The following is a 22,993-nucleotide window of genomic DNA, read 5'->3' as shown; positions in this document are numbered from 1 at the left end:
CCACGGGCGCTTTCGTCGGTGACGGCATTCAGCTCTTCGGCCGCGGAAGCCAACTGGGTGGCAGAACCGGCGATGCGTTGCAGGGTGTCGCGCAGCTTGTCCTGCATCTTGGCCATGGCGGCCAGCAAGCGTCCGGCTTCGTCGTTGCCGTCGACCTTGATCGGCCGGGTCAGGTTGCCTTCGGCGACTTCTTCCGCCGCTTCGAGCGCTTGGGAAATCGGCAGGGTGATGCTGCGGGTCAGCAGCCAGGCGAACAACATCGTCAGCGCCGTGGCGATCACCAGCAGGCCCACGACCAGATTGAACGCCAAGTTGTATTGGTCTTCGGCCTCCTGATTTGTGGCCAGGGCCATCTTGTTATTGAGGTCCAGCAGGCGCGTCAGCACGGCGTTGACCTGCTCGGAGTTGCTCAGCAACTCGGTGTTGAGCAGGCTGCGCAGCTCGTCCACCTGGTTGGCCCGTGACAGGCTCTTCATGCGTTCTTCAATTTGATGGTACTGGCCAAGCAAGCGCACGTACTCGTTGTAGGTGGCGCGCTCTTCGCTGCCTTCAATCAGTTTTTCGTAAATGCCCTGGGCTGTGCGGATCTGCTGGTTACGCAGTTCGAAGGCTTCCAGGGTCTTTTGCTGCACGTCCGGCTCGCGGTTGGTCAGCAAGCGGTACGACAGCACTCGCAGGCGCAAGGTCAGTTGGGTGAACTCATCGAGGGCGCGAATGCTTGGCACGCTGGACAAGGTGATGTCTTCGGTGGCAGCACGGATTTTGCTCATCTGGTTGAGGGCGAATACACCGAGAAACAGCATGAGTGCACCAATCAACGCAAAACCGAGGAAGGCCCTCGGAGCGATATTCATATTACGAAGCGACATGCGGGAATCCTGGGGAGAAGCGCGATCCGTGCGAGGGGTGAGACGGGGTGTGCATCTCTATCGGTCGTACGACTAAAGTCTAAAGGGGCGTGTGCGTTTTTGTCGCATCTGACGAGGGGTTTGGCCGATTCAGGAACCAGATCGGGTAAATGCAGTCACTAAGGCTCGAAAGTGCGGCCCGGCCCCTAAAAAATCGGGCTGCGCGCCGGGGATAACCCTGGCATCCGAGGTGAATTTTCTTTATCGTCACCGCCCTTTGAAAAAGCCCGAGAAATCAAAATGTTAGAAGCATCCCTCAGCCAATTGGAACAACTGGTCAACGACCTCGTACAGCAGAATCAAAACCTGCTGAGCAGCAACGAATCCCTCAAGGCCGAACTGGCCAACGCCAAGGATGAGAACGACAGCCTGCAACTGAGCTTGATGGAGCAGGAAGAAAAACACGGCGCCACCGCTGCCCGTATCCAGGCGTTGGTTGAGCGTGTGAGCGCAGGGCCTGTCGGCGCATGAATGAAGGGATAAAGGTCGTTTCGATTCTCGGAGAGGATTACTCGATCAAGGCGCCAGCCGGGGAAGACAAGACCCTGATGCACGCCGTGACCATGCTCAAGGCCTCCCTGGCCACCACCAAGAAAAAGTACCCGACCCTGATCGGTGACAAATTACTGGTGCTGGCGGCGCTGAACCTGTGCGCCGAGCAGATTGAACTGCAGCAGGCTCATCAGCAGGAACTCGACCGTTACCAAGAGCAAGTCAGCGCCACGGTCGAGGTGATTTCCAAGGCGATCCAGCCTTAGAACCACGCATCCTGCATCCCCAGGCACGTATCATCCCGCGCCTCCAGAATCGCCAGTTCATGATGGCAGCCCGGTACTTCCCAGGTCAGGAAGTAACGGGCGGCCTGGAGCTTGCCTTTATAGAAGGCAGCATCCGCCGCATTGCCCTTGGCCAGCCCTTCTTCGGCGCGAATCGCCTGTTCCAGCCAGCGCCAGCCAATTACCGTATGCCCGAATACCTTCAGGTACAGCGCCGAGTTCGCCAGGCTGCTGTTGACCTTGCCGTGGGCGAGATCCGTCAGCAGGCCCAGGGTGACGTGTTGCAGGCGCGCAACCAGTTGTTCCAGAGGTTCTCTCAAGGCGGTGAGTGATGGGTATTCGTGGGCGCGGGCGCCGGTTTCGGCGATCAGGCGGATCAGTTGCTTGAGCCCCGCGCCGCCGTTCTGTGCCAGCTTGCGGCCCAGCAAATCCAGAGACTGGATGCCATGGGTGCCTTCATGGATCGGGTTCAGGCGGTTGTCGCGGTAGTACTGCTCCACCGGGTATTCACGGGTGTAGCCGTGGCCGCCGAGGATCTGGATCGCCAGTTCGTTGGCCTTGAGGCAAAACTCCGACGGCCAGGATTTTACGATGGGCGTGAGCAGGTCCAGCAGTTCGTGGGCCTGTTTGCGTTCGCTCTCGGTTTCCAGCGTCGTGGTGTCATCGAACAGGCGCGCGGCGTACAGGCCCAGGTCGAACGCGCCTTCTACGTAAGCTTTTTGGGTCAGAAGCATGCGCTTGATATCTGCGTGCTGGATGATCGAGACCGGCGCGGTGCTTGGGTCTTTGCTGTCGGGCAGACGACCTTGCGGGCGTTCGCGGGCGTATTCCAGGGAATACAGGTAGCCGGCGTAACCGAGCATGACCGCGCCCATGCCGACGCCGATGCGTGCCTCGTTCATCATCTGAAACATGCAGCTCAAGCCCTGGTGTGGTTTACCCACCAGATAGCCGACGCAGTTGCCGTTATCGCCGAAGTTAAGCGCGGTCGACGTGGTGCCGCGCCAGCCCATCTTGTGAAACAGCCCGGCCAACAGCACGTCGTTGCGTGCACCGAGACTGCCGTCATCGTTAACCAGGAATTTGGGCACGATGAACAGCGAAATGCCCTTCACCCCGGCCGGCGCATCCGGCAGCTTGGCCAGCACCATATGCACGATGTTTTCCGACAGCGGGTGGTCGCCTCCGGAGATAAAGATCTTGTTGCCCTTGAGTCGATAGCTGCCGTCAGCCGCAGGTTCGGCGCGGGTACGAATATCCGACAGCGATGAGCCCGCGTGGGGTTCTGTCAGGGCCATGGTGCCGAAGAAACGCCCGTCGATCATCGGTTGCAGGAAGCGCTGTTTTTGCTCCTCGGTGCCGAAGCTTTCGATCAGGTTGGCCGCGCCCATGGTCAGGAATGGGTAGGAAGTGGATGCCGCGTTGGCGGACTGGAAGTGCGCAAAGCAGGCCTGGGACAGCAAGGTCGGCAACTGCATGCCACCGGCTTCGAAACTGCGGGCGGCATTGAGGAAGCCGGCTTCCAGGAACGCATCCACGGCCGGTTTGACTTCCGGAATCAGGATCGCCTTGCCGTCTTCGTAGCGCGGTTCGTTTTCGTCGTTTTTGCGGTTATGCGGCGCGAAATATTTTTCGGCGATGGAGCGCGCGGTGCTGATGGCCGCATCGAAGGTTTCGCGATTGTGCTCGGCAAACCGCTCGCGCTGGGTCAGGCCCTCGGCATCGAGGACTTCGTACAGCTCGAAAGCCAGATTGCGGGAACTGAGCAGCATCTCGGACATGGCGGCTTACCTTTGGAGGAATTGGCCTGAGTCTAAGTGCGCGAATTAAGGGTGAACAGCAAGATTGATCTAAGTGATGGAGTGGCAAAACACAGATGATCATTTGAAGTGCGATCAAATGTGGGAGGGGACTTGCCCCCGATAGCGATGGGTCAGCCAGAGATAAGTTGACTGATCCACCACAATCGGGGGCAAGCCCCCTCCCACATGTTTACCGCGTTTCGTCAGTTAGCCGATGGTCATCAGGCTGGCGTTACCGCCCGCTGCAGCGGTGTTAACGCTCAACGCCCGTTCGATCACCAGGCGCTCCAAGGCAATGGATGTTTCGCCCTGAGACAAGCCATGCACCCCGACAATCGCCCCACCGCGCTGCGCCACTTGCTGGCACACCGCACGCAGTTGGTCTGAATCACCGTGATGCAGGACGGCGTCAAACACCACCTCGTCCTTGGTCCAATCCGCCACGCGCTTGATCTTCGCTTGAATTTCCTTCGGCAAGCGCAGGAACACGGCCTTGGTCAGGTCGGTTTCCGGCCATACCGCCGAACCGCCGACGGCCAATACCGCCGCCAGTTGAGTCAACAGATCGCCTTCCACTTCCGCCAGGCACAGTACGTGCTCGCGGGGCAGGATGGCGTAGCTGTTGCGCTCGCCGGTCGGACCCGCCAACTGACGGGTGATCCCGCTTTGGGATTGCGCGGCGAACTGGCTGCACAGAGCACTCAGCTCGCTGAACGAATTGCTGTCGGCCCAGGTTTTCAGGGCGGTCAGCGGTTGGCTCATGGCGTCGCGCAGACGTACATCCGGTGCAGTCAACGTGTCGCCACGTACGAAGGATTGCTCGATCGCATCGGTAGGGCGGGTCGACAGCAAGCGGTACAGGTACAGCGGACCACCGGCTTTCGGGCCTGTGCCCGACAAGCCTTCGCCGCCGAACGGTTGCACGCCGACCACGGCACCCACGATGTTACGGTTCACGTAGACGTTACCGGCATTGACGTTGTCGATCACCTTGGCGATGGTCTCGTCGATACGGGTGTGCACGCCCAGGGTCAGGCCGTAGCCGGAGGCGTTGATCTGGCCGATGAGCTGGTCGATCTCTTTGCGCTTGTAGCGCACCACGTGCAGTACCGGGCCGAAGATCTCGCGTTGCAGTTCGTCAAAGCTTTCCAGTTCGATCAGGGTTGGCATCACGAAGGTGCCGCGCTTGATTTCTTCACCGTCGGCAATTGCCACCTGATACACATTGCGGCCTTTGTCGCGCATGGCCTGGATGTGTTTCTCGATGCCGGCCTTGGCTTCGGCGTCGATCACCGGGCCGATGTCTACCGACAGGCGCTCCGGGTTGCCAAGGCGGCATTCAGCCATGGCGCCCTTAAGCATTTCGATGACACGGTCTGCCGAATCTTCCTGCAGGCACAGTACCCGCAGGGCCGAGCAACGCTGGCCGGCGCTGTCGAAGGCCGAGGACACCACGTCGATGACCACTTGTTCGGTCAGTGCCGAAGAATCCACGATCATCGCGTTCTGGCCACCGGTTTCGGCGATCAGAGGGATCGGACGGCCCTGGGCATCCAGGCGGCCGGCGACATTGCGTTGCAGCAGGCGCGCGACTTCGGTGGAACCGGTGAACATCACGCCTTTGACGCGATCATCACCGACCAGGCGGGCACCCACGCTTTCGCCCTGGCCCGGCAGCAGTTGCAGCACGCCTTCCGGAATACCGGCTTCCAGCAGGATGCGCACGGCTTGTGCAGCCACCAGCGGGGTTTGCTCGGCAGGTTTGGCCAATACCGGGTTGCCGGCGGCCAATGCGGCTGCGACTTGACCACTGAAAATCGCCAGCGGGAAGTTCCAAGGGCTGATGCAGACCACTGGGCCCAGCGGGCGGTGGGCATCATTGGTGAAGTCGTTACGGGCCTGTACGGCGTAGTAACGCAGGAAGTCCACGGCTTCACGCACTTCGGCGATGGCGTTCGCGAAGGTTTTGCCGGCTTCGCGAGCCAGCAGTCCCATCAGCGGTTGGATCTCGCCTTCCATCAGGTCGGCGGCACGTTCCAGAATCGCGGCACGCTCGGCGGGCGGGGTGGCCTGCCAGATCGGGCCAGCGTTGATGGCGCATTGAATCGCGTTGTCGACGTCTTCGACGGTAGCTTCTTGAACCTGACCAACCACATCACGCAGGTCAGACGGGTTCAGTACTGGCGCAGCCGGTTGATCACTGGTGGCGCAACCCAGCATCGGCGCGGCTTTCCAGTTGTTGTGTGCGGTTGCCAGCAAGGCGCAGGACAGCGACGCCAGGCGGTGTTCGTTGGCCAAGTCGATACCGGCCGAGTTGGCGCGGTCGCTGCCGTACAGGTCGCGCGGCAATGGAATACGCGGGTGCGGCAAGCCGAAGCCGCCTTCCTGCGTGGCCATTTGCTCGATGCTGGCCACTGGATCAGCCACCAGCTCCTGAATGGAGATGGACTGGTCGGCGATGCGGTTAACGAACGAGGTGTTGGCGCCGTTTTCCAGCAGGCGACGCACCAGGTAAGCCAGTAACGTTTCGTGGGTGCCGACCGGTGCGTACACGCGGCACGGACGGTTCAGTTTGCCTTCGGAAACCTTGCCTACGACCTGCTCGTACAGCGGCTCACCCATGCCGTGCAGGCATTGGAACTCGTACTGGCCGGGGTAATAGTTCTGACCGGCGATATGGTAAATGGCGGACAGGGTGTGGGCGTTGTGCGTGGCGAACTGCGGGTAGATGACTTCCGGCACCGACAGCAGCTTGCGTGCACAGGCAATGTAGGAAACGTCGGTGTACACCTTGCGGGTATACACAGGGTAGCCTTCCAGGCCTTCGACTTGAGCGCGTTTGATCTCGCTGTCCCAGTACGCGCCTTTTACCAGGCGGATCATCAGGCGATGGCGGCTGCGGCGCGCCAGGTCGATGACGTAGTCGATTACATAGGGGCAACGCTTCTGGTAGGCCTGGATCACGAAACCGATGCCGTTCCAGCCGGTCAGTTGCGGCTCGAAGCACAGGCGCTCCAGCAGGTCGAGGGACAGCTCAAGGCGGTCGGCCTCTTCGGCGTCGATGTTCAGGCCGATGTCGTATTGCTTGGCCAGCAAGGTCAGGGACAGCAGGCGCGGGTACAGCTCGTCCATCACGCGCTCGTACTGCGCACGGCTGTAACGCGGGTGAAGTGCCGACAGCTTGATGGAAATGCCCGGGCCTTCATAGATCCCACGGCCGTGAGACGCTTTGCCGATGGAATGAATGGCTTGTTCGTACGACGCCAGGTATTTCTGGGCATCGTGTTCGGTGAGTGCGGCTTCACCGAGCATATCGTAGGAATAGCGGAAACCTTTGGCTTCGAACTTGCTGGCGTTGGCCAAGGCTTCGGCGATGGTTTCGCCGGTGACGAACTGCTCGCCCATCAGGCGCATGGCCATGTCGACGCCCTTGCGGATCATCGGCTCGCCGCTTTTGCCGATGATGCGGCTCAGGGACGAGGTCAAGCCGGCCTCATTATGGGTGGCGACCAGTTTACCGGTCAGCAGCAGACCCCAGGTGGCAGCGTTGACGAACAGCGACGGGCTGTTGCCCAGGTGCGGATGCCAGTTGCCGGTGCTGATCTTGTCGCGGATCAGCGCGTCACGGGTGCCCTTGTCCGGGATGCGCAGCAGCGCCTCGGCCAGGCACATCAGGGCCACGCCTTCCTGGGATGACAGGGAAAATTCCTGCAGCAGGCCCTGAACAATGCCGGCACGACCGCCAGCACTTTTCTGATTGCGCAGTTTTTCGGCAATCGAGGCGGCGAGCTTGTTGGTGGCTTCAGCCATTGGAGCCGGCAGACGCGCCTGCTCGATCAGCATCGGCACCACTTCCGGCTCTGGGCGACGGTAAGCGGCAGTGATGGACGCGCGCAGTACGGACTGCGGCAGGATGCTCTCGGCGAATTCAAGGAAGCACTGGTGCGCATGGTCGGCCTGGACCTCACCCGCGTCATCGGCATCCTTGCTGCTCAAACCGTTGAGTTCGGTCAGGGTTGCACCACCCTCCAGTTTCTCCAGGTAATTGAAAATCGCCTGCTTGATCAGCCAGTGCGGCGTGCGATCAATGGAGGTCGCGGCTGCCTTCAGGCGTTCGCGGGTCGGGTCGTCAAGTTTGACCCCAAGGGTGGTCGTCGCCATTTTCTTATCCTCATGGGTGCCACTACCGAGTGGCATTAGCTGGCGGCAAGATTAGCTTTGCGCATGCAGAGGTGCAACCGGGTGCAACCCTTTTTATCCATGAAATTTTCGACGCTTCATCCGAATTAATTTTGACGCCAGCAGAATGCGCTTTGTCTTGGTGCTTTTACTTCTTAGATCGGCTGTTCTTGCTCCGAAAGGGAGCAAAAACAGGGTGTTTTGCGGATTTTGTACTCAGGTGCAACTTATTCCCCAGAAACTGGTTGCACCTTATTTGCTTTGTTGAATAGCATTCGCGGCCAAGGTGCAACCATCCGTAAACCGGGGTTCATCGGCTGACGGCTTTCCTGGGGAAACGTCAGTCATAAATGCGCGGCATGCAGCTACGTTTACCCACTGACCAGTGGGTGGCCGTCTGACAGACCGCCGCTACATAAAAACAAAGCCAGGGCGTCACTCAAATGAGCGTAAGTAATCCAACTCTGATCACATTCGTGATCTACATCGCAGCAATGGTGCTGATCGGCTTCATGGCCTATCGCTCCACCAACAACCTTTCCGATTACATCCTTGGCGGTCGCAGCCTCGGTAGCGTGGTGACAGCGTTGTCCGCCGGTGCTTCCGATATGAGCGGCTGGTTGTTGATGGGCCTGCCGGGCGCAATCTACATGTCCGGTCTGTCGGAAAGCTGGATCGCCATTGGCCTGATCGTCGGTGCCTACCTCAACTGGCTGTTCGTGGCCGGTCGCCTGCGGGTACAGACCGAACACAACGGCGACGCCCTGACGCTGCCGGATTACTTCTCCAGCCGTTTCGAAGATAAAAGCGGCCTGCTGCGGATCATCTCCGCCGTGGTCATCCTGGTGTTCTTCACCATCTACTGCGCCTCCGGCATCGTGGCCGGTGCCCGTCTGTTCGAAAGCACCTTCGGCATGTCCTACGAGACCGCGCTGTGGGCCGGCGCTGCGGCGACAATTGCCTACACCTTCGTCGGTGGTTTCCTGGCAGTGAGCTGGACTGACACCGTACAAGCCACGCTGATGATCTTCGCGCTGATCCTCACGCCGATCATCGTGCTGCTGGCCACCGGTGGTGTCGATACGACCTTCCTGGCGATTGAAGCGAAGAACCCTGACAACTTCAACATGCTGAAAAACACCACCTTCATCGGCATCATTTCGCTGATGGGCTGGGGCCTGGGCTACTTCGGCCAGCCGCACATCCTCGCGCGTTTCATGGCGGCGGATTCGGTGAAGTCGATTGCCAACGCACGCCGTATCTCCATGACCTGGATGATCCTGTGCCTGGGCGGCACTGTGGCCGTGGGCTTCTTCGGTATCGCTTACTTCTCCGCGCACCCGGAATTGGCTGGCCCGGTCAACGAGAACCACGAACGTGTGTTCATCGAACTGGCCAAGCTGCTGTTCAACCCATGGATCGCGGGCGTACTGCTGTCGGCCATCCTCGCGGCCGTGATGAGTACCCTGAGCTGCCAACTGCTGGTGTGCTCCAGCGCCCTGACCGAAGACTTCTACAAAACCTTCCTGCGCAAGACCGCCTCCCAGGTTGAACTGGTCTGGGTCGGCCGTCTGATGGTGCTGCTGGTGGCGCTGATCGCCATCGCCATGGCTGCCAATCCAAACAACCGCGTCCTTGGCCTGGTCAGCTACGCCTGGGCCGGTTTCGGCGCGGCGTTTGGTCCTGTGGTACTGATCTCGGTGATCTGGAAAAACATGACCCGCAACGGCGCACTGGCCGGCATCCTGGTCGGCGCGATCACCGTGATCGTGTGGAAGCACTTCGAACTGCTGGGCCTGTACGAAATCATCCCAGGCTTCATCTTCGCCAGCCTCGCGATCTTCTTCGTGAGCAAGATGGGCGCCCCGACCGCCGGTATGGTCGAGCGCTTTGATGCGGCGGAAAAAGACTACAACCTCAACAAGTAATTCGCCGGGCGTTAAGCGCTCTACGAATTGAAAAAAGGCCCGCGTCCTACGGATGGCGGGCCTTTTTTTGCGCGTGTGTGTAGGGAGTTGCTGATTTATCGGGCGTGCGCTCTGCCGTGCAAAACAGTGGTGCAGAATCCACCGCCTACTCCTCGCAGAGAAACACCGGATGTTCGCTCCTGCCAATCAAAGTGCTTTTACCCTGACCCTCGACGGGGAGCCCAGTGAACTCAACGTTTTTGAGTTTCACGGTGCGGAAGCCATCAGCCAGCCGTATTGTTTTGACCTTGAACTGGTCAGTGAGCAGCCTGACCTCGACCTGGAAAGTTTGTTGCATCGCCAGGTTTATCTGCGTTTCGATGAGCTCGGCCATGGCGTCCACGGCCTGGTCTATCGGGTGGCGCAGGGCGACTCCGGGCGTCGCCTGACGCGTTATCAGATCAAGCTCGTGCCGCAATTGGCCTACCTGGCCCACAGCAGTCACCAGCGTATTTTCCAGCATCAAACAGTGCCGCAGATTGTTGCGCAGGTGCTGGTAGAGCAGGGGGTCCCTGCCGATCAATTCGAATTTCACCTGAGCGGTGTTTACCCCGAGCGCGAGTATTGCGTGCAGTTTGCTGAAAGCGACTTGGCGTTCATTCAGCGGCTGTGTGCCGAGCAGGGGATTCACTATCACTTCCAGCACTCGCCTGAACGACACTTGCTGGTATTTGGCGATGATCAAACAGTATTCGCCCAACCCAATCAGCCAACGCCCTACATGCCAGGCTCAGGGATGGTGGCGGATACACCCGCGATCAAGCGGTTTGCCGTGCAACTGGAAACCCGCACCACGGCGGTCAACCTTCGTGACTACGATTTCCGTAAACCTAGCCTGGTGCTGGCGAGTGACGTGGCCAGCGAACAGCTGCCACGTCTTGAGGCGCAGGGCTATCCCGGCCACTTTTGCGACCGGTCCCATGGCAAGTACCTCGCGCAACGGGGGTTGGAGCGGAACCGTAGCGACTATCGAATTGCCCGCGGCAGCGGTGATGAGCCGGCATTGGTCAGCGGCCATTTCCTTACGTTGACCGGTCACCCGCGCGATCCATGGAATGACTTGTGGTTGGTGACTCACGTCACTCATGAAGGCAAGCAACCCCAGGTGTTGGAGGAGGCGGTGACCGAGGTCGCCGGTGGCGATTTTCGTCAGGGTTATCGCAACGAGTTTGTTGCTGCGCCGTGGGACGTGATTTTCCGACCGCCTTTGCCCGAGCAACCGCGGCCGACATTGGCGGGTTATCAAAACGCAGTGGTGACTGGCCCCGCCGACAGTGAAATCCACTGCGATGAATACGGGCGGGTCAAGGTGCAACTGGCCTGGGATCGAGCCGGGGAGCACGACGATCATTCCAGCTGCTGGCTGCGTGTTGCCAGCGGTTGGGCCCATGACCGCTATGGTGCGGTGCTTATTCCGCGAGTGGGTATGGAAGTGCTGGTGGGGTTCGTCAATGGTGATATGGACATGCCGCTGGTGGTGGGTTGCCTGCCCAACGCTGCGACATCGCTGCCCCTCGACCTGCCGGCCGACAAAACCCGCAGCATCTTGCGCAGTCGGAGCAGCCCCGGTGGCGGTGGCTACAACGAACTGCGCATCGAAGACCGCAAGGGCGCCGAGGAAATTTACCTGCGCGCCCAGCGAGATTGGACCCAGCACGTGCTGCATGACCAGCGGGTGGAGGTCGACAATCAACGTCGTATCAGGGTGGCGGGCGAGTCGCACCATGAGCTTCAAGGCGAAGAGCTGCGCATCACTCACGGCAATCGGCTCACCGAACTCAAGCAGGATGATCACCTGGTGATCGGCGGCTCGCAGCAGGTAAAGGCTGGGCTGACCATTCAGATCGGTGCAGGCCAAAGCGTTGTTATTGATGCGGGGGCCATCGTGACGATCCAGGCGGGAGGGCAGTCGATCACGTTGTCTGCGGGCGGTATTTTCAGCAGTGTGCCGATTCAGTTGGGAAGTGGTCCTGCTCCTGTGGCAGCGCCGTTGATGCCTGGAGTGAAGGAGAAGCTGTTGGCGGTTATCCCCGCGCCCCTGAGCCTGGTGCAGGTGGCTAGCCTCAAGCGTAGCGCTCCCTTTTGCGAAGAGTGTGAGCGCTGCAAGAGAGGGCAGTGCGATATCGCTCATTCAGCTCAGCCTTAAAAGGAAGTTATCCCCATGTCTGAACGGTTGATCCCCAGCGCTTGGCTTACACAATTCCCTCTGCTTCCCAATGAGCAGCTCTTCGTGGTGTTGGGCGCTGCCAGCGACGCCAATCCGCTTGCTGCCTGGCGAGCCACCTCAGCCGCATCGCTGCCCCAATCAATTTGGACAGGCACGGCTTACGCCGAATGGGAGGAGGTCATGCCTTACTTGGGCATCGTCGAACCTGACAGCGCCTTTCTTGAATGGGCTGCAACCACTGAAACAATGGATTGGGGGTGGCTGGCGGTATCTTCCAGTCCGTTAGACGTCGTCATCGCGCACCTCCAAAGTTTGACCAAGGTCTATCTGCCGGATGGCCAGGAAGTGTTTTTGCGATTCTGGGATGGCACCCAGTGTCTGCCGATGTTGCAGGGGCTAGGCGATGAGGCGGCAAAAGTATTGCCGGTGTTCCAGCGCTACTTGATCAACGGCCAGCCGCTGACGGTCGCGACGGGGCCTGCGACCGAGGCCAACACCAGCCCTTGGTGGCGAGTCCCCGCATCGCTCTTGGCACACCTGGCAGAGCAAGCACCGCAAACCTTGATCGATAACCTCTTGCAGTGGCTGCAAGAGCAGCGGCCCGACCTGTACACCGCCTTCACGTTGGCGACCTTGCAGCACAAGGTCGCCTATTTCGCTCGTCGGTCGGATATCACCCATGGGGCGTTGGCCGAATATCTGGCCTTAGAGTTGAGTTGAGCCCAGCGCCTGTTGCAGGTCCTCGATCAAATCTTCAATCGCCTCGATGCCCACCGACAGGCGAATCATCTCCGGCTTCACGCCGGCCTTGGCCTGTTCCTGTTCGTTCATTTGTCGATGGGTAGTGGACGCGGGGTGGCAGGCCAGGGACTTGGCGTCGCCGATATTCACCAAGCGTTTGAAGATTTGCAGGGCGTCGTAGAAGCGCACACCTGCCGCGTACCCGCCCTTCAGGCCGAATGAAAGGATCGCCGAGGGTTTGCCTTGCAGGTATTTCTGCGCCAATGCGTGATGGGGGTGATCCGGCAGCCCCGCATAGCTGACCCATTCCACATCGGCATGGCCTTGGAGGAATTGCGCGACCTTGAGGGCATTTTCTGTATGGCGTTCCATGCGCAGGGCCAGGGTTTCCAGGCCCTGGAGCAGCAGGAAGGCGTTCATGGGCGCCAGTGCTGCGCCGGTGTTACGCAACGGTACGGTACGCGCGCGAGCGATGAAGGCGGCGGGGCCGAACTTTTCGGTGTAGACCACGCCGTGGTAAGCCGGCTCGGGCTGGTTGAGGCCGGGGAATTTTTCCGGGTATTGGGTCCAGGGGAAGGTGCCGCTGTCGACGATCGCCCCGCCCAGGGAGTTGCCATGGCCGCCGATGTATTTGGTCAGCGAGTGCACCACAATGTCGGCGCCGAACTGGATCGGCTTGCACAGGATCGGTGTGGCCACGGTGTTGTCCACCATCAGCGGCACGCCGCGGGCATGGGCGACCTCTGCCAGGGCTTCGATGTCGATGATATTGCCCGCCGGGTTGCCGATGCTTTCGCAATACACCAGCTTGGTGTTGTCGTCGATCAGTTCGGCAATGGCCGCGGCACTGTCGTCGCGGGCGAAGCGTACGTCGACGCCAAAGCTGGGCAGCAAGTGGGCGAACAGGGTGTAGGTGCCGCCGTAGAGCTGTGGCGTGGTGACGATATTGTCGCCGGCGCGAGTGAGGGTCTGGATCGCATAGTGAATGGCCGCGCTGCCGGCCGACACGGCCAGTGCCGCAATACCGCCTTCGAGGGCGGCGATGCGTTGCTCCAACACATCATTGGTGGGGTTCATAATGCGCGTGTAGATATTGCCGGGCACGTCGAGGTTGAACAGGTCGGCACCGTGCTGGGCGTTATCGAATTCGAAAGCGACGTTCTGGTAGATCGGCACGGCCACGGCTTTGGTGGTCGGGTCCGACTTGAAGGCGTGGTGCAGTGCGATGGTGGCGTCTTTCATGATTGTTATTGACCTCCCTGGATGGTGGATGGCCACAATAAATCCGCCTTGGCGCCAGCATTTAGATTTTTTTCAGTCCCCGTCCTGCTTTTACGACATAAGCACCGCCCGGCATGCAGCCCTGCACCTTTGCGCCCGTAGAAGGTAAACTTCGCCCCCTGCGCAGGAGCAACCATGAATTATCGTCACGCCTTTCACGCCGGCAACCACGCCGATGTCTTCAAACACCTGACCTTGACCCGCCTCATCGCCCTGATGTCGCGCAAGGAGCAGCCGTTCGCCTACCTCGACACCCACGCAGGGATTGGTCTGTACGACCTGCAAGGCGACCAGGCCAATCGCACGGGTGAATATCTGGAAGGCATCGCGCGCCTTTGGGGCGAAAGCGACCTGCCGCCGCTGACTGCCGATTACATGCGCGTGCTGCACGAGATGAATCCTGACGGTCAGTTACGCTACTACCCTGGCTCGCCGGAACTGGCGCGGCGCCTCACGCGCCCACAGGACCGCGTGTTGCTCAATGAAAAGCACCCGGAGGACGGCGTGCTGCTCAAAGACAATATGAAGGGTGATCGCCGCGTCAAAGTGCACTTGGGCGAAGGCTGGCATGTGCCGCGTGCCTTGCTGCCTGTGCCGGAAAAACGCGCGCTGATGCTGATCGACCCGCCGTTTGAAAAGCTCGACGAGATGCAACGCTGCGCCGCCTCCCTCAAGGAAGCCGTCAGCCGCATGCGCCAAACCGTCGCGGCGATCTGGTACCCGGTGAAGGATCAACGCATGCTGCGTCGCTTCTACCAGGACCTGGCCGGCACCGGTGCGCCGAAGTTGCTGCGTGTGGAATTGCTGGTGCATCCGCTGGACACGCCCAACACCTTGACGGGCTCGGGCCTGGCGATTGCCAACCCGCCTTGGGGTCTGGAAGAGGAATTGCGTGAACTGCTGCCGTGGCTGTCCAAGAAGCTTGGCCAGACCCAGGGTGGGTGGCAGATGGATTGGCTTATTGCCGAATAGTCCTCGGCGCTGATCAAGTGTGGGAGGGGGCTTGCCTCCGATAGCGGTGGGTCAGCTACAGATGTACTGACTGACATTTAGCTATCGGGGGCAAGCCCCCTCCCACATTTTGATCTACGTCGGCTTTAGATCGGGCAGGTCACGCCGGTACCGCCGATCCCACAGTAGCCCTGCGGGTTCTTCGCCAAGTATTGCTGGTGATACGCCTCGGCGAAGTACACCGTTGGGGCTTCTTCGATTTCCGTGGTGATAGCACCCAGGCCGGATTTGGTCAGCTCTTGCTGATAAGTCTCGGCACTGGCCTTCGCCGCCGCCAATTGCTCAGGCGTGGTCGCATAGACCACCGAACGGTACTGGCTGCCGATATCGTTGCCCTGGCGCATGCCCTGAGTTGGGTTGTGCAATTCCCAGAACATCTTCAACAGGTCTTCGTATTTCACTTTGGCCTGGTCATAAACCACCAGCACCACTTCACTGTGACCGGTCAGGCCGGAGCAAACTTCTTCGTAAGTCGGGTTCGGCGTGTAGCCGCCCGCGTAGCCGACCACGGTGCTGACCACGCCCTCGCGCTGCCAGAACCTGCGCTCTGCACCCCAAAAGCAGCCCAGGCCGAAGATGGCAAAACCCACGTCATCGACGAACGGGCCGAGCAGTGGGTTGCCGTTGACGAAGTGCGTCTCCGGCAGGTTCATTGGGGTTTCACGACCAGGCAACGCTTGTTCTTGAGTAGGCAACACGTTTTTGTTCACCAGAATTTCCGAGCGCAAGACCATGATCAGTCCTCTCAGTCAGATTGAGTAAGGTAAGAATTCAGACAGCCAGTGTGCCCGAGTGTTACCGCGCTGTCAGGCGATTGGCCCGCGCGGGTAGCGTTTGAGCTTCTCAAGCAGCTCTGCGCCGGGGATTGGCCGGTCGAACAGGTAGCCCTGGCCCACGTCGCAGCGATGCCGACGCAGGAACGCCAGTTGCTCGGCGGTCTCGATGCCTTCGGCCACGACCTTGAGCTTGAGGTTGTGAGCCATGGCGATCACGGCCGAGGTGATTTCCATGTCGTCCTGGTTGTCCGGAATTTCATGGATAAAGCTGCGATCGATCTTAATGATGTCGATGGGGAATTTTTTCAGGTAGCTCAGCGACGAGTAACCGGTACCGAAGTCGTCCATGGCCAGGGTCAGGCCAAAACTCTTCAACTGATCCAGTTGCAGGCGCGTGTCTTCAGTGGCTTCCAGCAGCAGGCCTTCGGTCAGCTCCAGCTCCAGCAGGTTGGCCGGCAGCTCTTCTTCCTTGAGGATTGTGGCAATCGAGGCCACCAGGTCCGGGTCGGAGAACTGCTTGGGTGACAGGTTGATCGCCACCTGCAGGTTGCCCATGCCGGCGGCGCTCAGTTGCTTGCTCATGCGGCAGGCCTGGCGGGCGATCCATTTGCCGATAGGGATAATCAGCCCCGTCTCTTCGGCCACGCTGATGAACTGATCGGGACGGATCATGCCCTTTTCCGGGTGATTCCAGCGCAGCAGCGCTTCCATACCCAGCAACCGGCCGCTGCGCAGGCACAGCTTGGGCTGGTAGAACACGTCCAGTTCGTTCTGGGTCAGGGCGCGCCGCAGGTTGTTTTCCACGAACAGCTTGTAGCTGGCCTCGGCGTTCAGCGCCTCTGTAAACACCTGAACCTGGTGTTTGCCGTTGGCCTTGGCCTTGTGCAGGGCCAGGCCGGCGTTGCGCATCAGGGTCTGCGGGTCGCGCCCGTGCAGCGGCGCGCAGGCCAGGCCCACGGAACCGGTGACGCTGATCAATTGGTTGTCGACGAACATCGGTTTGTCGAGCGTCGCCAGCAATTGGCTGGCGACCTGCTGGCCGCTTTCCAGGTCGGTGTCGTCCAGCAACACCGCAAACTCGTTACTGGCAAAGCGCGCCAGGCTGCCGCTGGCACTCAGGCTGTTGCGCAGGCGGCGGGCCAGGCTGATCAACAGCTTGTCGCCGGTCTGGTGGCCAAGGCTGTCGTTGATGCGTTTGAAGTTGTCGATATCTACCAGCAACAGGCTGATCGGGCTATCGCTGTCGCGTGCAAAGCGTTCATCGAGGTTGCGGATAAACGCCGGGCGGTTGCCCAGGTTGGTCAGGTTGTCGGTATACGCCAGACGCTCGATGCGCTGCTGGGCGAGCTTGGTCTGGGTGATGTCTTCGTAGATGCCGATGTAGTGCGTCAGCTCACGGTTGTCGCCATACACCTTGGAAATCGACAACTGGCCCCAGTAGGGTTCGAGGTTCTTGCGCCGGCTCTTGAACTCGCCCTGCCAGCTGTTGCTCTTGGCCAGGCTCGATGGGGCGTCGAACAGCAATTCGCTGAGGTTTTCCAGGGCGGGCAATTGCGCCAGGCGGTGGCCGTGGACTTCTTCGGCGCTGTACTGGGTGATCGCGGTGAAGCTGGGGTTGACGTACTCCACCACGCCGTCGCAATTGACCAGCAGAAAGGCGTTGGCGCTTTGCTCCACCGCACGCTGGAACAAATGCAGGGCGCTGGTGGCAGTACGGCGGTTGTGGTTGTTGATCACTTGCGCGAACTGGTCAGCGAGCTCGCCGGCGAAGGCGATCTCGTCAGCCTGCCAGTCACGCGGGCTGCCGCACTGCTCCAGGCACAATACGCCGACCACTTGGCCGTCGACGCGGATGCTCGCATCGAGCATGGCGTGGATGTCTCTGTTGCGTAGATTCTCGGCCATTTCGCGGGTGCGCGGATCGCGCATGGCGTTGGTGGCGTCGATAGCGCGGCTGCTTTGCAAGGCTTCCAGATAATCCGGGAAGCGGCTGGCATCGATGGGTTCGGGCAGATGGTGCTGTTGGTTGTCGCGGTGGTAAGCCGAGATTGGCACCAGGCGCTGGTCTTCGAGGTTCCAGATGCTGGCGCAGTCGATCTGGTAGATATCGCAGGCGCTGCGCGTGATCAGCTCGGCGGCTTCCTGAAGCGAATTGTTGGCGGTGTAGCGCTGGCGGGCCAGCAACAGGATCAGTTCCTGCTGGGCGCGCACTCGTTCCAGGTGCTGCAATTGCTCCTGCTGGGCGCGCTGGTTCAGCTCCAGGGCGATTTGCAGGCGGCTGTTCTGGCTTTCCAGATCCTCGGTCGGGACGGGTAAGGGAAGCTCGCTGAACAGACCATCAACCACCATCAGGTAGCCGCGCAGCAGATGGCGATTGTGTTGTTTGTAGGCTTCGCCCATTTCCAGCAGGCTCAGGGGGCCGTCACTGGTGTGCAGGGTGTAGCGCACCAGGTAATGAGGGCTCTGGGTCAATTGCTGCTGGATGATGTCGTGTAGTTGATAGCGGGCCTGGGGTTCCATCAGGCTGGCGTAGGGCGTGCCGAGCAGGGCACACAACTCGACCGCAGGCAGGCCGAATTGGCGCTCGCAATTGGGGTCAAGGTACAGGAGAGCCCAGCTTGCCTCATTAAGCCGCTCGAAACGCAGCATACCGAGGCGCGAAGGCACCGGTAACTGCGTCACTACCTCGGCCGCCATACGGGCGACATCGGGTTGGCTTTTCATGGGGAGACTCACTTCAAAAAACGCGCACGGCGCAGGGCTCACGCCCTCTTTTTTTGTTGCCTGTGGCAAGGTTGCATCATGCGGCACAGACTGACAAGAGAGGATGAAGGCTAAGTGCTATAAGGGGGTTATCGGCCGGGCGAGGGATTTCTTCAATCGAGATGACAGAAGGTGTACAAACCTGTTCTGTCTGTATAGAAAAGCAAAAAAAGCCCCGCCAAATTGACGGGGTTGAGGTACGAGCGTGGCGCTCGGAAATCGGTGCAACCAAGTCTCCCCGGTGAAGGGGAGACCTGATCTGGCTTACAGCAAGATGGTGCGGATGTCGTTCAGCAGCTGGCTCAGACGCTGGGTAAAGCGTGCAGCGGCCGCGCCGTTGATCACACGGTGATCGTAGGACAGCGACAGTGGCAGCATCAGCTTCGGCTGGAACGCTTTACCGTCCCAGACCGGCTGGATGGTTGCCTTGGAAACACCCAGGATCGCCACTTCCGGCGCGTTGACGATTGGCGTGAAGCCAGTGCCGCCAATGTGACCGAGGCTGGAGATCGTGAAGCAGGCGCCTTGCATGTCGTCTGCGGTCAGCTTCTTGTCGCGGGCCTTGGCAGCCAACGCAGCCGCTTCGGCAGCGAGTTGCAGCAGGCTCTTCTGGTCGACGTTCTTGATGACCGGTACCAGCAGGCCGTCAGGGGTGTCTACAGCGAAGCCCACGTTGACGTATTTCTTGCGAATGATCGCTTTGCCGCTTGGCGCCAGTGAGCTGTTGAAGTCCGGCAGCTCCTTGAGCAGGTGTGCACACGCCTTGAGCAGCAGTGGCAACACGGTCAGTTTCACGCCAGCCTTCTCGGCCACGGCTTTCTGCGCAACGCGGAAAGCTTCCAGGTCGGTGATGTCGGCCTGGTCGAACTGGGTTACGTGCGGAATGTTCAGCCAGCTGCGGTGCAGACTCGACGCGCCGATTTGCATCAGGCGAGTCATTGGCACTTCTTCGGTCTCGCCGAAGCGGCTGAAGTCCACGACCGGGATCGGTGGAATGCCTGAGCCGCCGGTAGCAGCGCCGGCAGCCGGAGCTTCCTTGGCTTTCTGCATCATGGCTTTGACGTAAACCTGCACATCTTCCTTCAGCACGCGGCCATGTGGGCCAGTGGCCGACACAGCGTTCAGCTCGACGCCGAATTCACGGGCCAGTTGGCGTACCGCCGGGCCAGCGTGAACCTTGGCACCGCTTGGCGCAGGTGCAGCAGCAGCTGGGGCCGGTGCGGCCTCGGCTTTTGCAGCAGGTGCAGGTGCAGCGGCCGGTGCAGCTTCAGCTTTGGCAGCAGCCGGAGCGGCGGCGGCGGGGGCTGGAGCGGCAGCCGGTGCGGCGCCTTGTACTTTCAGCTTGAGGATGAAGTCACCGGTGCCGACTTCGTCTTCCAGCTTGACTGCGATGCTTTCCACCACGCCGGCAGCCGGCGAAGGAATTTCCATGGAAGCCTTGTCGGATTCCAGGGTGATCAGCGATTGGTCGGCTTCGACGGTGTCGCCAACCTTGACCAGCAGCTCGATGATCTTGGCCTTGCCCGACGAACCGATGTCCGGAACATGAATGTCCTGAACAGAGGCGGCGGCCGGTGCAGCAGCCGGGGCCGCAGGGGCCTCGGCTGCAGCGGCAGGCTTTTCAGCGGCAGGCGCTGGTGCAGCAGCGGCAGCAGGAGCCGCCGCAGGTGCAGCATCAGCGGCACCTTCGATTTCCAGCTCCAGCAGTTCGTCGCCTTCTTTCAGGCGGTCGCCCAGCTTCACTTTCAGGCTCTTGACCACGCCGGCCTTGGGAGCAGGGATTTCCATGCTCGCCTTGTCCGACTCCAGGGTCAGGATGCTCTGGTCGGCTTCGACTTTGTCGCCGACCTTCACAAACAGCTCGATTACTTCACCTTCACCGCTGCCGATGTCAGGTACGCGAATGAGTTCGCTCACAAAAATCTCCTCAGCAGTCCAGTGGGTTGCGTTTTTCCGGGTTGATCCCGAACTTGACGATAGCGTCAGCCACCACCTTAGGTTCGATCTCACCACGGTCAGCCAAGGCTTCCAGGGCTGCCAACACCACGAAGTGACGGTCGACTTCGAAGAAGTGACGCAGCTTCTTACGGCTGTCACTGCGGCCGAAACCGTCGGTACCCAGGACTTTGAATTCCTTGGATGGGACCCACTGGCGAATTTGTTCAGCGAACAGCTTCATGTAGTCGGTAGAGGCAATGACTGGACCTTTACGGCCGGCCAGGCACTCTTCGACGTAGCTCTTCGCGGGTTTCTGACCAGGATGCAGGCGGTTGCTGCGCTCTACGGCCAGGCCGTCGCGACGCAGTTCGTTGAAGCTGGTAACGCTCCACACGTCGGCGCCGACGTTGAATTCGTCACGCAGGATCTTCGCTGCTTCACGCACTTCACGCAGGATGGTGCCGGAGCCCATCAGCTGTACGTGGTGCGCTGCTTCCTTGGTGTCTTCTTCGAGCAGGTACATGCCCTTGATGATGCCTTCCTCGACACCGGCCGGCATGGCTGGCTGCTGGTAGGACTCGTTCATCACGGTGATGTAGTAGAAAACGTCCTGCTGCTCTTCGGTCATCTTCTTCATGCCGTCCTGGATGATCACCGCCAGCTCATAGCCGTAGGTTGGATCAAAGGTGCGGCAGTTCGGGATGGTGGCAGCCAGGATGTGGCTGTGACCGTCTTCGTGTTGCAGGCCTTCGCCGTTCAGCGTGGTCCGGCCGGCGGTGCCGCCGATCAGGAAGCCACGGGTACGGCTGTCGCCTGCTGCCCAAGCCAGGTCGCCGATACGCTGGAAGCCGAACATCGAGTAGAAGATGTAGAACGGCAGCATCGGCTGGTTGTGGCTGGAGTACGAAGTACCGGCAGCGATGAAGGAGCTCATGGCGCCCGCTTCGTTGATGCCTTCTTCGAGGATCTGGCCCTTCTTGTCTTCCTTGTAGAACATCACCTGGTCTTTATCGACTGGCTCATAGAGCTGGCCGACGGAGGAGTAGATGCCCAACTGACGGAACATGCCTTCCATACCGAAGGTACGGGCTTCGTCCGGGATAATCGGAACGATGCGTGGACCGATTTCCTTGTCCTTGACCAACTGCGCGAGGATCCGCACGAAGGCCATGGTGGTGGAAATTTCACGGTCGCCCGAACCGTCCAGGATAGCCTTGAGGGTGCTCAGGTCCGGGGTCGGTACGGAGAAACTGTTGGCGCGGCGCTGTGGTACGAAACCGCCCAGTGCAGTGCGGCGCTCGCTCAGGTAGCGGGCTTCGGCGCTGTTTGGCTCTGGCTTGAAGAACGGCAGGTTTTCCAGCTCTTCGTCCTTGACCGGGATGTCGAAGCGGTCGCGGAACAACTTCAGGCTGTCGACGTCGACTTTCTTGGTGTTGTGCGCAGTGTTCTTCGCTTCGCCAGCACCGGTGCCATAACCCTTGATGGTCTTGGCCAGGATGACGGTTGGTTGTTCTTTGTGGTTGACCGCTTCGTGGTACGCCGCGTAGACCTTGTACGGGTCGTGGCCGCCACGGTTGAGTTTCCAGATCTCGTCGTCGGACAGGTCTGCAACCATTGCCTTGAGTTCAGGCGTGTTGAAGAAGTGTTCACGTACGAACGCGCCGTCTTTGGCTTTGTAGTTCTGGTACTCGCCGTCGATGACTTCGTCCATGCGACGTTGCAGGATACCGTCAACGTCCTTGGCCAGCAGTGGGTCCCAGAAACGGCCCCAGATGACTTTGGTCACGTTCCACTGAGCACCGCGGAACACGCCTTCGAGTTCCTGGATGATCTTGCCGTTGCCGCGAACCGGGCCGTCGAGGCGCTGCAGGTTGCAGTTGATGACGAAGATCAGGTTGTCCAGCTTCTCGCGGCCGGCCAGGGAGATGGCGCCCAGGGATTCCGGCTCGTCGCACTCGCCGTCGCCCAGGAAGCACCAGACTTTCTGCTTGCCTTCAGGGATGAAGCCACGGGCTTCCAGGTACTTCATGAAACGTGCCTGGTAGATCGCTTGAATTGGACCCAGACCCATGGAAACGGTCGGGAACTGCCAGAAATCAGGCATCAGCCAAGGGTGCGGGTAGGACGACAAGCCGCCACCGTCGACTTCCTGGCGGAAGTTGTTCATCTGGTCTTCGGTGATACGACCTTCCATGAACGCGCGGGCATAAACGCCTGGCGAGGTGTGACCCTGGAAGTAGATCAGGTCGCCGCCGTGTTCGTCGGTCGGGGCCTGGAAGAAGTAGTTGAAGCCGATGTCATACAGGGTTGCGCTGGAAGCGAAGCTGGAGATGTGACCGCCCAGGTCCGAATCTTTCAAGTTCGTGCGCATTACCATCGCCATGGCGTTCCAACGTACCAGCGAGCGAATGCGGCGTTCCATGAACAGGTCGCCAGGCATGCGTGCTTCGTGGGTAACGGGGATGGTGTTGCGGTATGGCGTGGTGATGGCGTAGGGCAGTTGCGAGCCGCTGCGGGTCGCGAGTTCGCCCATACGGGTCATCAGGTAGTGAGCACGGTCTTCGCCTTCTTTGTCGAGAACCGATTCCAGGGCGTCCAGCCATTCCTGGGTTTCGACGGGATCGAGGTCTTGCATGGCTTGCTCCAGGGCGGAAAGGCTACCAGAATCGGTTGCCTGAAGTTTG

The 22,993-nt window shown here is 60.1% G+C and carries 13 protein-coding genes and 1 pseudogene; 6 read left to right on the top strand and 8 right to left on the bottom strand.

Translation table 11 applies throughout. The annotated features are described in order from the left end of the window. Positions 1-146: 146 nt before the first annotated feature. Positions 147-803 (bottom strand): annotated as a pseudogene (locus AB4N82_RS07660) (MCP four helix bundle domain-containing protein); the annotation flags it as partial. A gap of 345 nt (positions 804-1,148) precedes the next feature. On the opposite strand from AB4N82_RS07660, the gene AB4N82_RS07655 reads away from it, so the two are divergent. Together AB4N82_RS07655 and AB4N82_RS07650 are read left to right on the top strand one after the other, a co-directional pair. Further along, positions 1,149-1,379 (top strand): hypothetical protein, encoded by a 231-nt coding sequence (locus AB4N82_RS07655; RefSeq protein ID WP_122764226.1) that lies wholly within the window; start codon positions 1,149-1,151, stop codon positions 1,377-1,379. Continuing rightward, the gene (locus AB4N82_RS07650; protein WP_032890345.1) at positions 1,376-1,666 is read left to right on the top strand and encodes a cell division protein ZapA; all 291 of its coding nucleotides are present in this window, start codon (positions 1,376-1,378) and stop codon (positions 1,664-1,666) included. The genes AB4N82_RS07655 and AB4N82_RS07650 overlap by 4 nt, the downstream gene beginning before the upstream one ends. Here AB4N82_RS07650 and AB4N82_RS07645 read toward each other — a convergent pair. Both AB4N82_RS07645 and putA read right to left on the bottom strand, forming a co-directional pair. After that, positions 1,663-3,465 (bottom strand): acyl-CoA dehydrogenase, encoded by a 1,803-nt coding sequence (locus AB4N82_RS07645; RefSeq protein ID WP_122764225.1) that lies wholly within the window; start codon positions 3,463-3,465, stop codon positions 1,663-1,665. The two genes, AB4N82_RS07650 and AB4N82_RS07645, sit on opposite strands and share 4 nt — an antisense overlap. A gap of 228 nt (positions 3,466-3,693) precedes the next feature. Further along, entirely contained in the window at positions 3,694-7,647 is a 3,954-nt protein-coding gene (putA, locus tag AB4N82_RS07640; protein WP_095186104.1) for a trifunctional transcriptional regulator/proline dehydrogenase/L-glutamate gamma-semialdehyde dehydrogenase, read from the bottom strand. Between the two features lie 461 nt (positions 7,648-8,108). On the opposite strand from putA, the gene putP reads away from it, so the two are divergent. The 3 genes from putP to AB4N82_RS07625 all read left to right on the top strand — a co-directional run bounded on the left by putP (position 8,109) and on the right by AB4N82_RS07625 (position 12,519). Then, complete coding sequence (gene putP / locus AB4N82_RS07635; protein WP_122764224.1) at positions 8,109-9,593, top strand: sodium/proline symporter PutP; 1,485 nt, start codon at positions 8,109-8,111, stop codon at positions 9,591-9,593. Positions 9,594-9,762: 169 nt separating this feature from the next. Further along, positions 9,763-11,778, top strand: a complete 2,016-nt coding sequence (locus AB4N82_RS07630) for a type VI secretion system Vgr family protein (protein ID WP_122764223.1) — start codon at positions 9,763-9,765, stop codon at positions 11,776-11,778. Positions 11,779-11,793: 15 nt separating this feature from the next. After that, positions 11,794-12,519 carry a DUF4123 domain-containing protein gene (locus AB4N82_RS07625; protein ID WP_032890355.1) on the top strand — a complete coding sequence of 242 codons (726 nt, stop codon included), beginning with the start codon at positions 11,794-11,796 and terminating at the stop codon, positions 12,517-12,519. Here AB4N82_RS07625 and AB4N82_RS07620 read toward each other — a convergent pair. Next, the gene (locus AB4N82_RS07620; protein ID WP_032890357.1) at positions 12,505-13,782 is read right to left on the bottom strand and encodes an O-acetylhomoserine aminocarboxypropyltransferase/cysteine synthase family protein; all 1,278 of its coding nucleotides are present in this window, start codon (positions 13,780-13,782) and stop codon (positions 12,505-12,507) included. The two genes, AB4N82_RS07625 and AB4N82_RS07620, sit on opposite strands and share 15 nt — an antisense overlap. Positions 13,783-13,956: 174 nt before the next feature. On the opposite strand from AB4N82_RS07620, the gene AB4N82_RS07615 reads away from it, so the two are divergent. Further along, positions 13,957-14,793, top strand: a complete 837-nt coding sequence (locus tag AB4N82_RS07615; RefSeq protein ID WP_016975658.1) for a 23S rRNA (adenine(2030)-N(6))-methyltransferase RlmJ — start codon at positions 13,957-13,959, stop codon at positions 14,791-14,793. A 125-nt stretch (positions 14,794-14,918) separates the two neighbouring features. Here the strand turns inward: AB4N82_RS07615 and msrA are convergent, their stop codons facing one another. From msrA to aceE, 4 genes are all read right to left on the bottom strand, one after another. Next, a complete protein-coding gene (gene msrA / locus AB4N82_RS07610) occupies positions 14,919-15,566 on the bottom strand; it encodes a peptide-methionine (S)-S-oxide reductase MsrA (protein ID WP_032890360.1) in 648 nt (215 codons plus the stop codon). Between the two features lie 72 nt (positions 15,567-15,638). Beyond that, positions 15,639-18,332, bottom strand: a complete 2,694-nt coding sequence (locus tag AB4N82_RS07605) for a putative bifunctional diguanylate cyclase/phosphodiesterase (protein ID WP_032890362.1) — start codon at positions 18,330-18,332, stop codon at positions 15,639-15,641. A gap of 303 nt (positions 18,333-18,635) precedes the next feature. Further along, complete coding sequence (gene aceF, locus AB4N82_RS07600; RefSeq protein WP_122682101.1) at positions 18,636-20,288, bottom strand: dihydrolipoyllysine-residue acetyltransferase; 1,653 nt, start codon at positions 20,286-20,288, stop codon at positions 18,636-18,638. Positions 20,289-20,298: 10 nt separating this feature from the next. After that, positions 20,299-22,944, bottom strand: coding sequence for a pyruvate dehydrogenase (acetyl-transferring), homodimeric type (gene aceE, locus AB4N82_RS07595; protein WP_032890366.1), 2,646 nt, complete (start codon positions 22,942-22,944; stop codon positions 20,299-20,301). Between the last annotated feature and the right edge of the window lie 49 nt (positions 22,945-22,993).

The organism is Pseudomonas sp. H1_D04 (genome assembly GCF_054683855.1).
The sequence above is the reverse complement of the archived record's forward strand: the minus strand, read 5'-3'. Positions and strand labels throughout refer to the sequence as shown.

Excerpts from the sequence above, each read along its gene's own strand:
- AB4N82_RS07630 (WP_122764223.1), top strand. The coding sequence starts at position 9,763 with ATGTTCGCTCCTGCCAATCAAAGTGCTTTTACCCTGACCCTCGACGGG.
- AB4N82_RS07615 (WP_016975658.1), top strand. The coding sequence starts at position 13,957 with ATGAATTATCGTCACGCCTTTCACGCCGGCAACCACGCCGATGTCTTC.
- AB4N82_RS07650 (WP_032890345.1), top strand. The coding sequence starts at position 1,376 with ATGAATGAAGGGATAAAGGTCGTTTCGATTCTCGGAGAGGATTACTCG.
- AB4N82_RS07605 (WP_032890362.1), bottom strand. The coding sequence starts at position 18,332 with ATGAAAAGCCAACCCGATGTCGCCCGTATGGCGGCCGAGGTAGTGACG.
- AB4N82_RS07625 (WP_032890355.1), top strand. The coding sequence starts at position 11,794 with ATGTCTGAACGGTTGATCCCCAGCGCTTGGCTTACACAATTCCCTCTG.
- putA (WP_095186104.1), bottom strand. The coding sequence starts at position 7,647 with ATGGCGACGACCACCCTTGGGGTCAAACTTGACGACCCGACCCGCGAA.
- putP (WP_122764224.1), top strand. The coding sequence starts at position 8,109 with ATGAGCGTAAGTAATCCAACTCTGATCACATTCGTGATCTACATCGCA.
- AB4N82_RS07645 (WP_122764225.1), bottom strand. The coding sequence starts at position 3,465 with ATGTCCGAGATGCTGCTCAGTTCCCGCAATCTGGCTTTCGAGCTGTAC.
- AB4N82_RS07620 (WP_032890357.1), bottom strand. The coding sequence starts at position 13,782 with ATGAAAGACGCCACCATCGCACTGCACCACGCCTTCAAGTCGGACCCG.
- msrA (WP_032890360.1), bottom strand. The coding sequence starts at position 15,566 with ATGGTCTTGCGCTCGGAAATTCTGGTGAACAAAAACGTGTTGCCTACT.
- AB4N82_RS07655 (WP_122764226.1), top strand. The coding sequence starts at position 1,149 with ATGTTAGAAGCATCCCTCAGCCAATTGGAACAACTGGTCAACGACCTC.
- aceE (WP_032890366.1), bottom strand. The coding sequence starts at position 22,944 with ATGCAAGACCTCGATCCCGTCGAAACCCAGGAATGGCTGGACGCCCTG.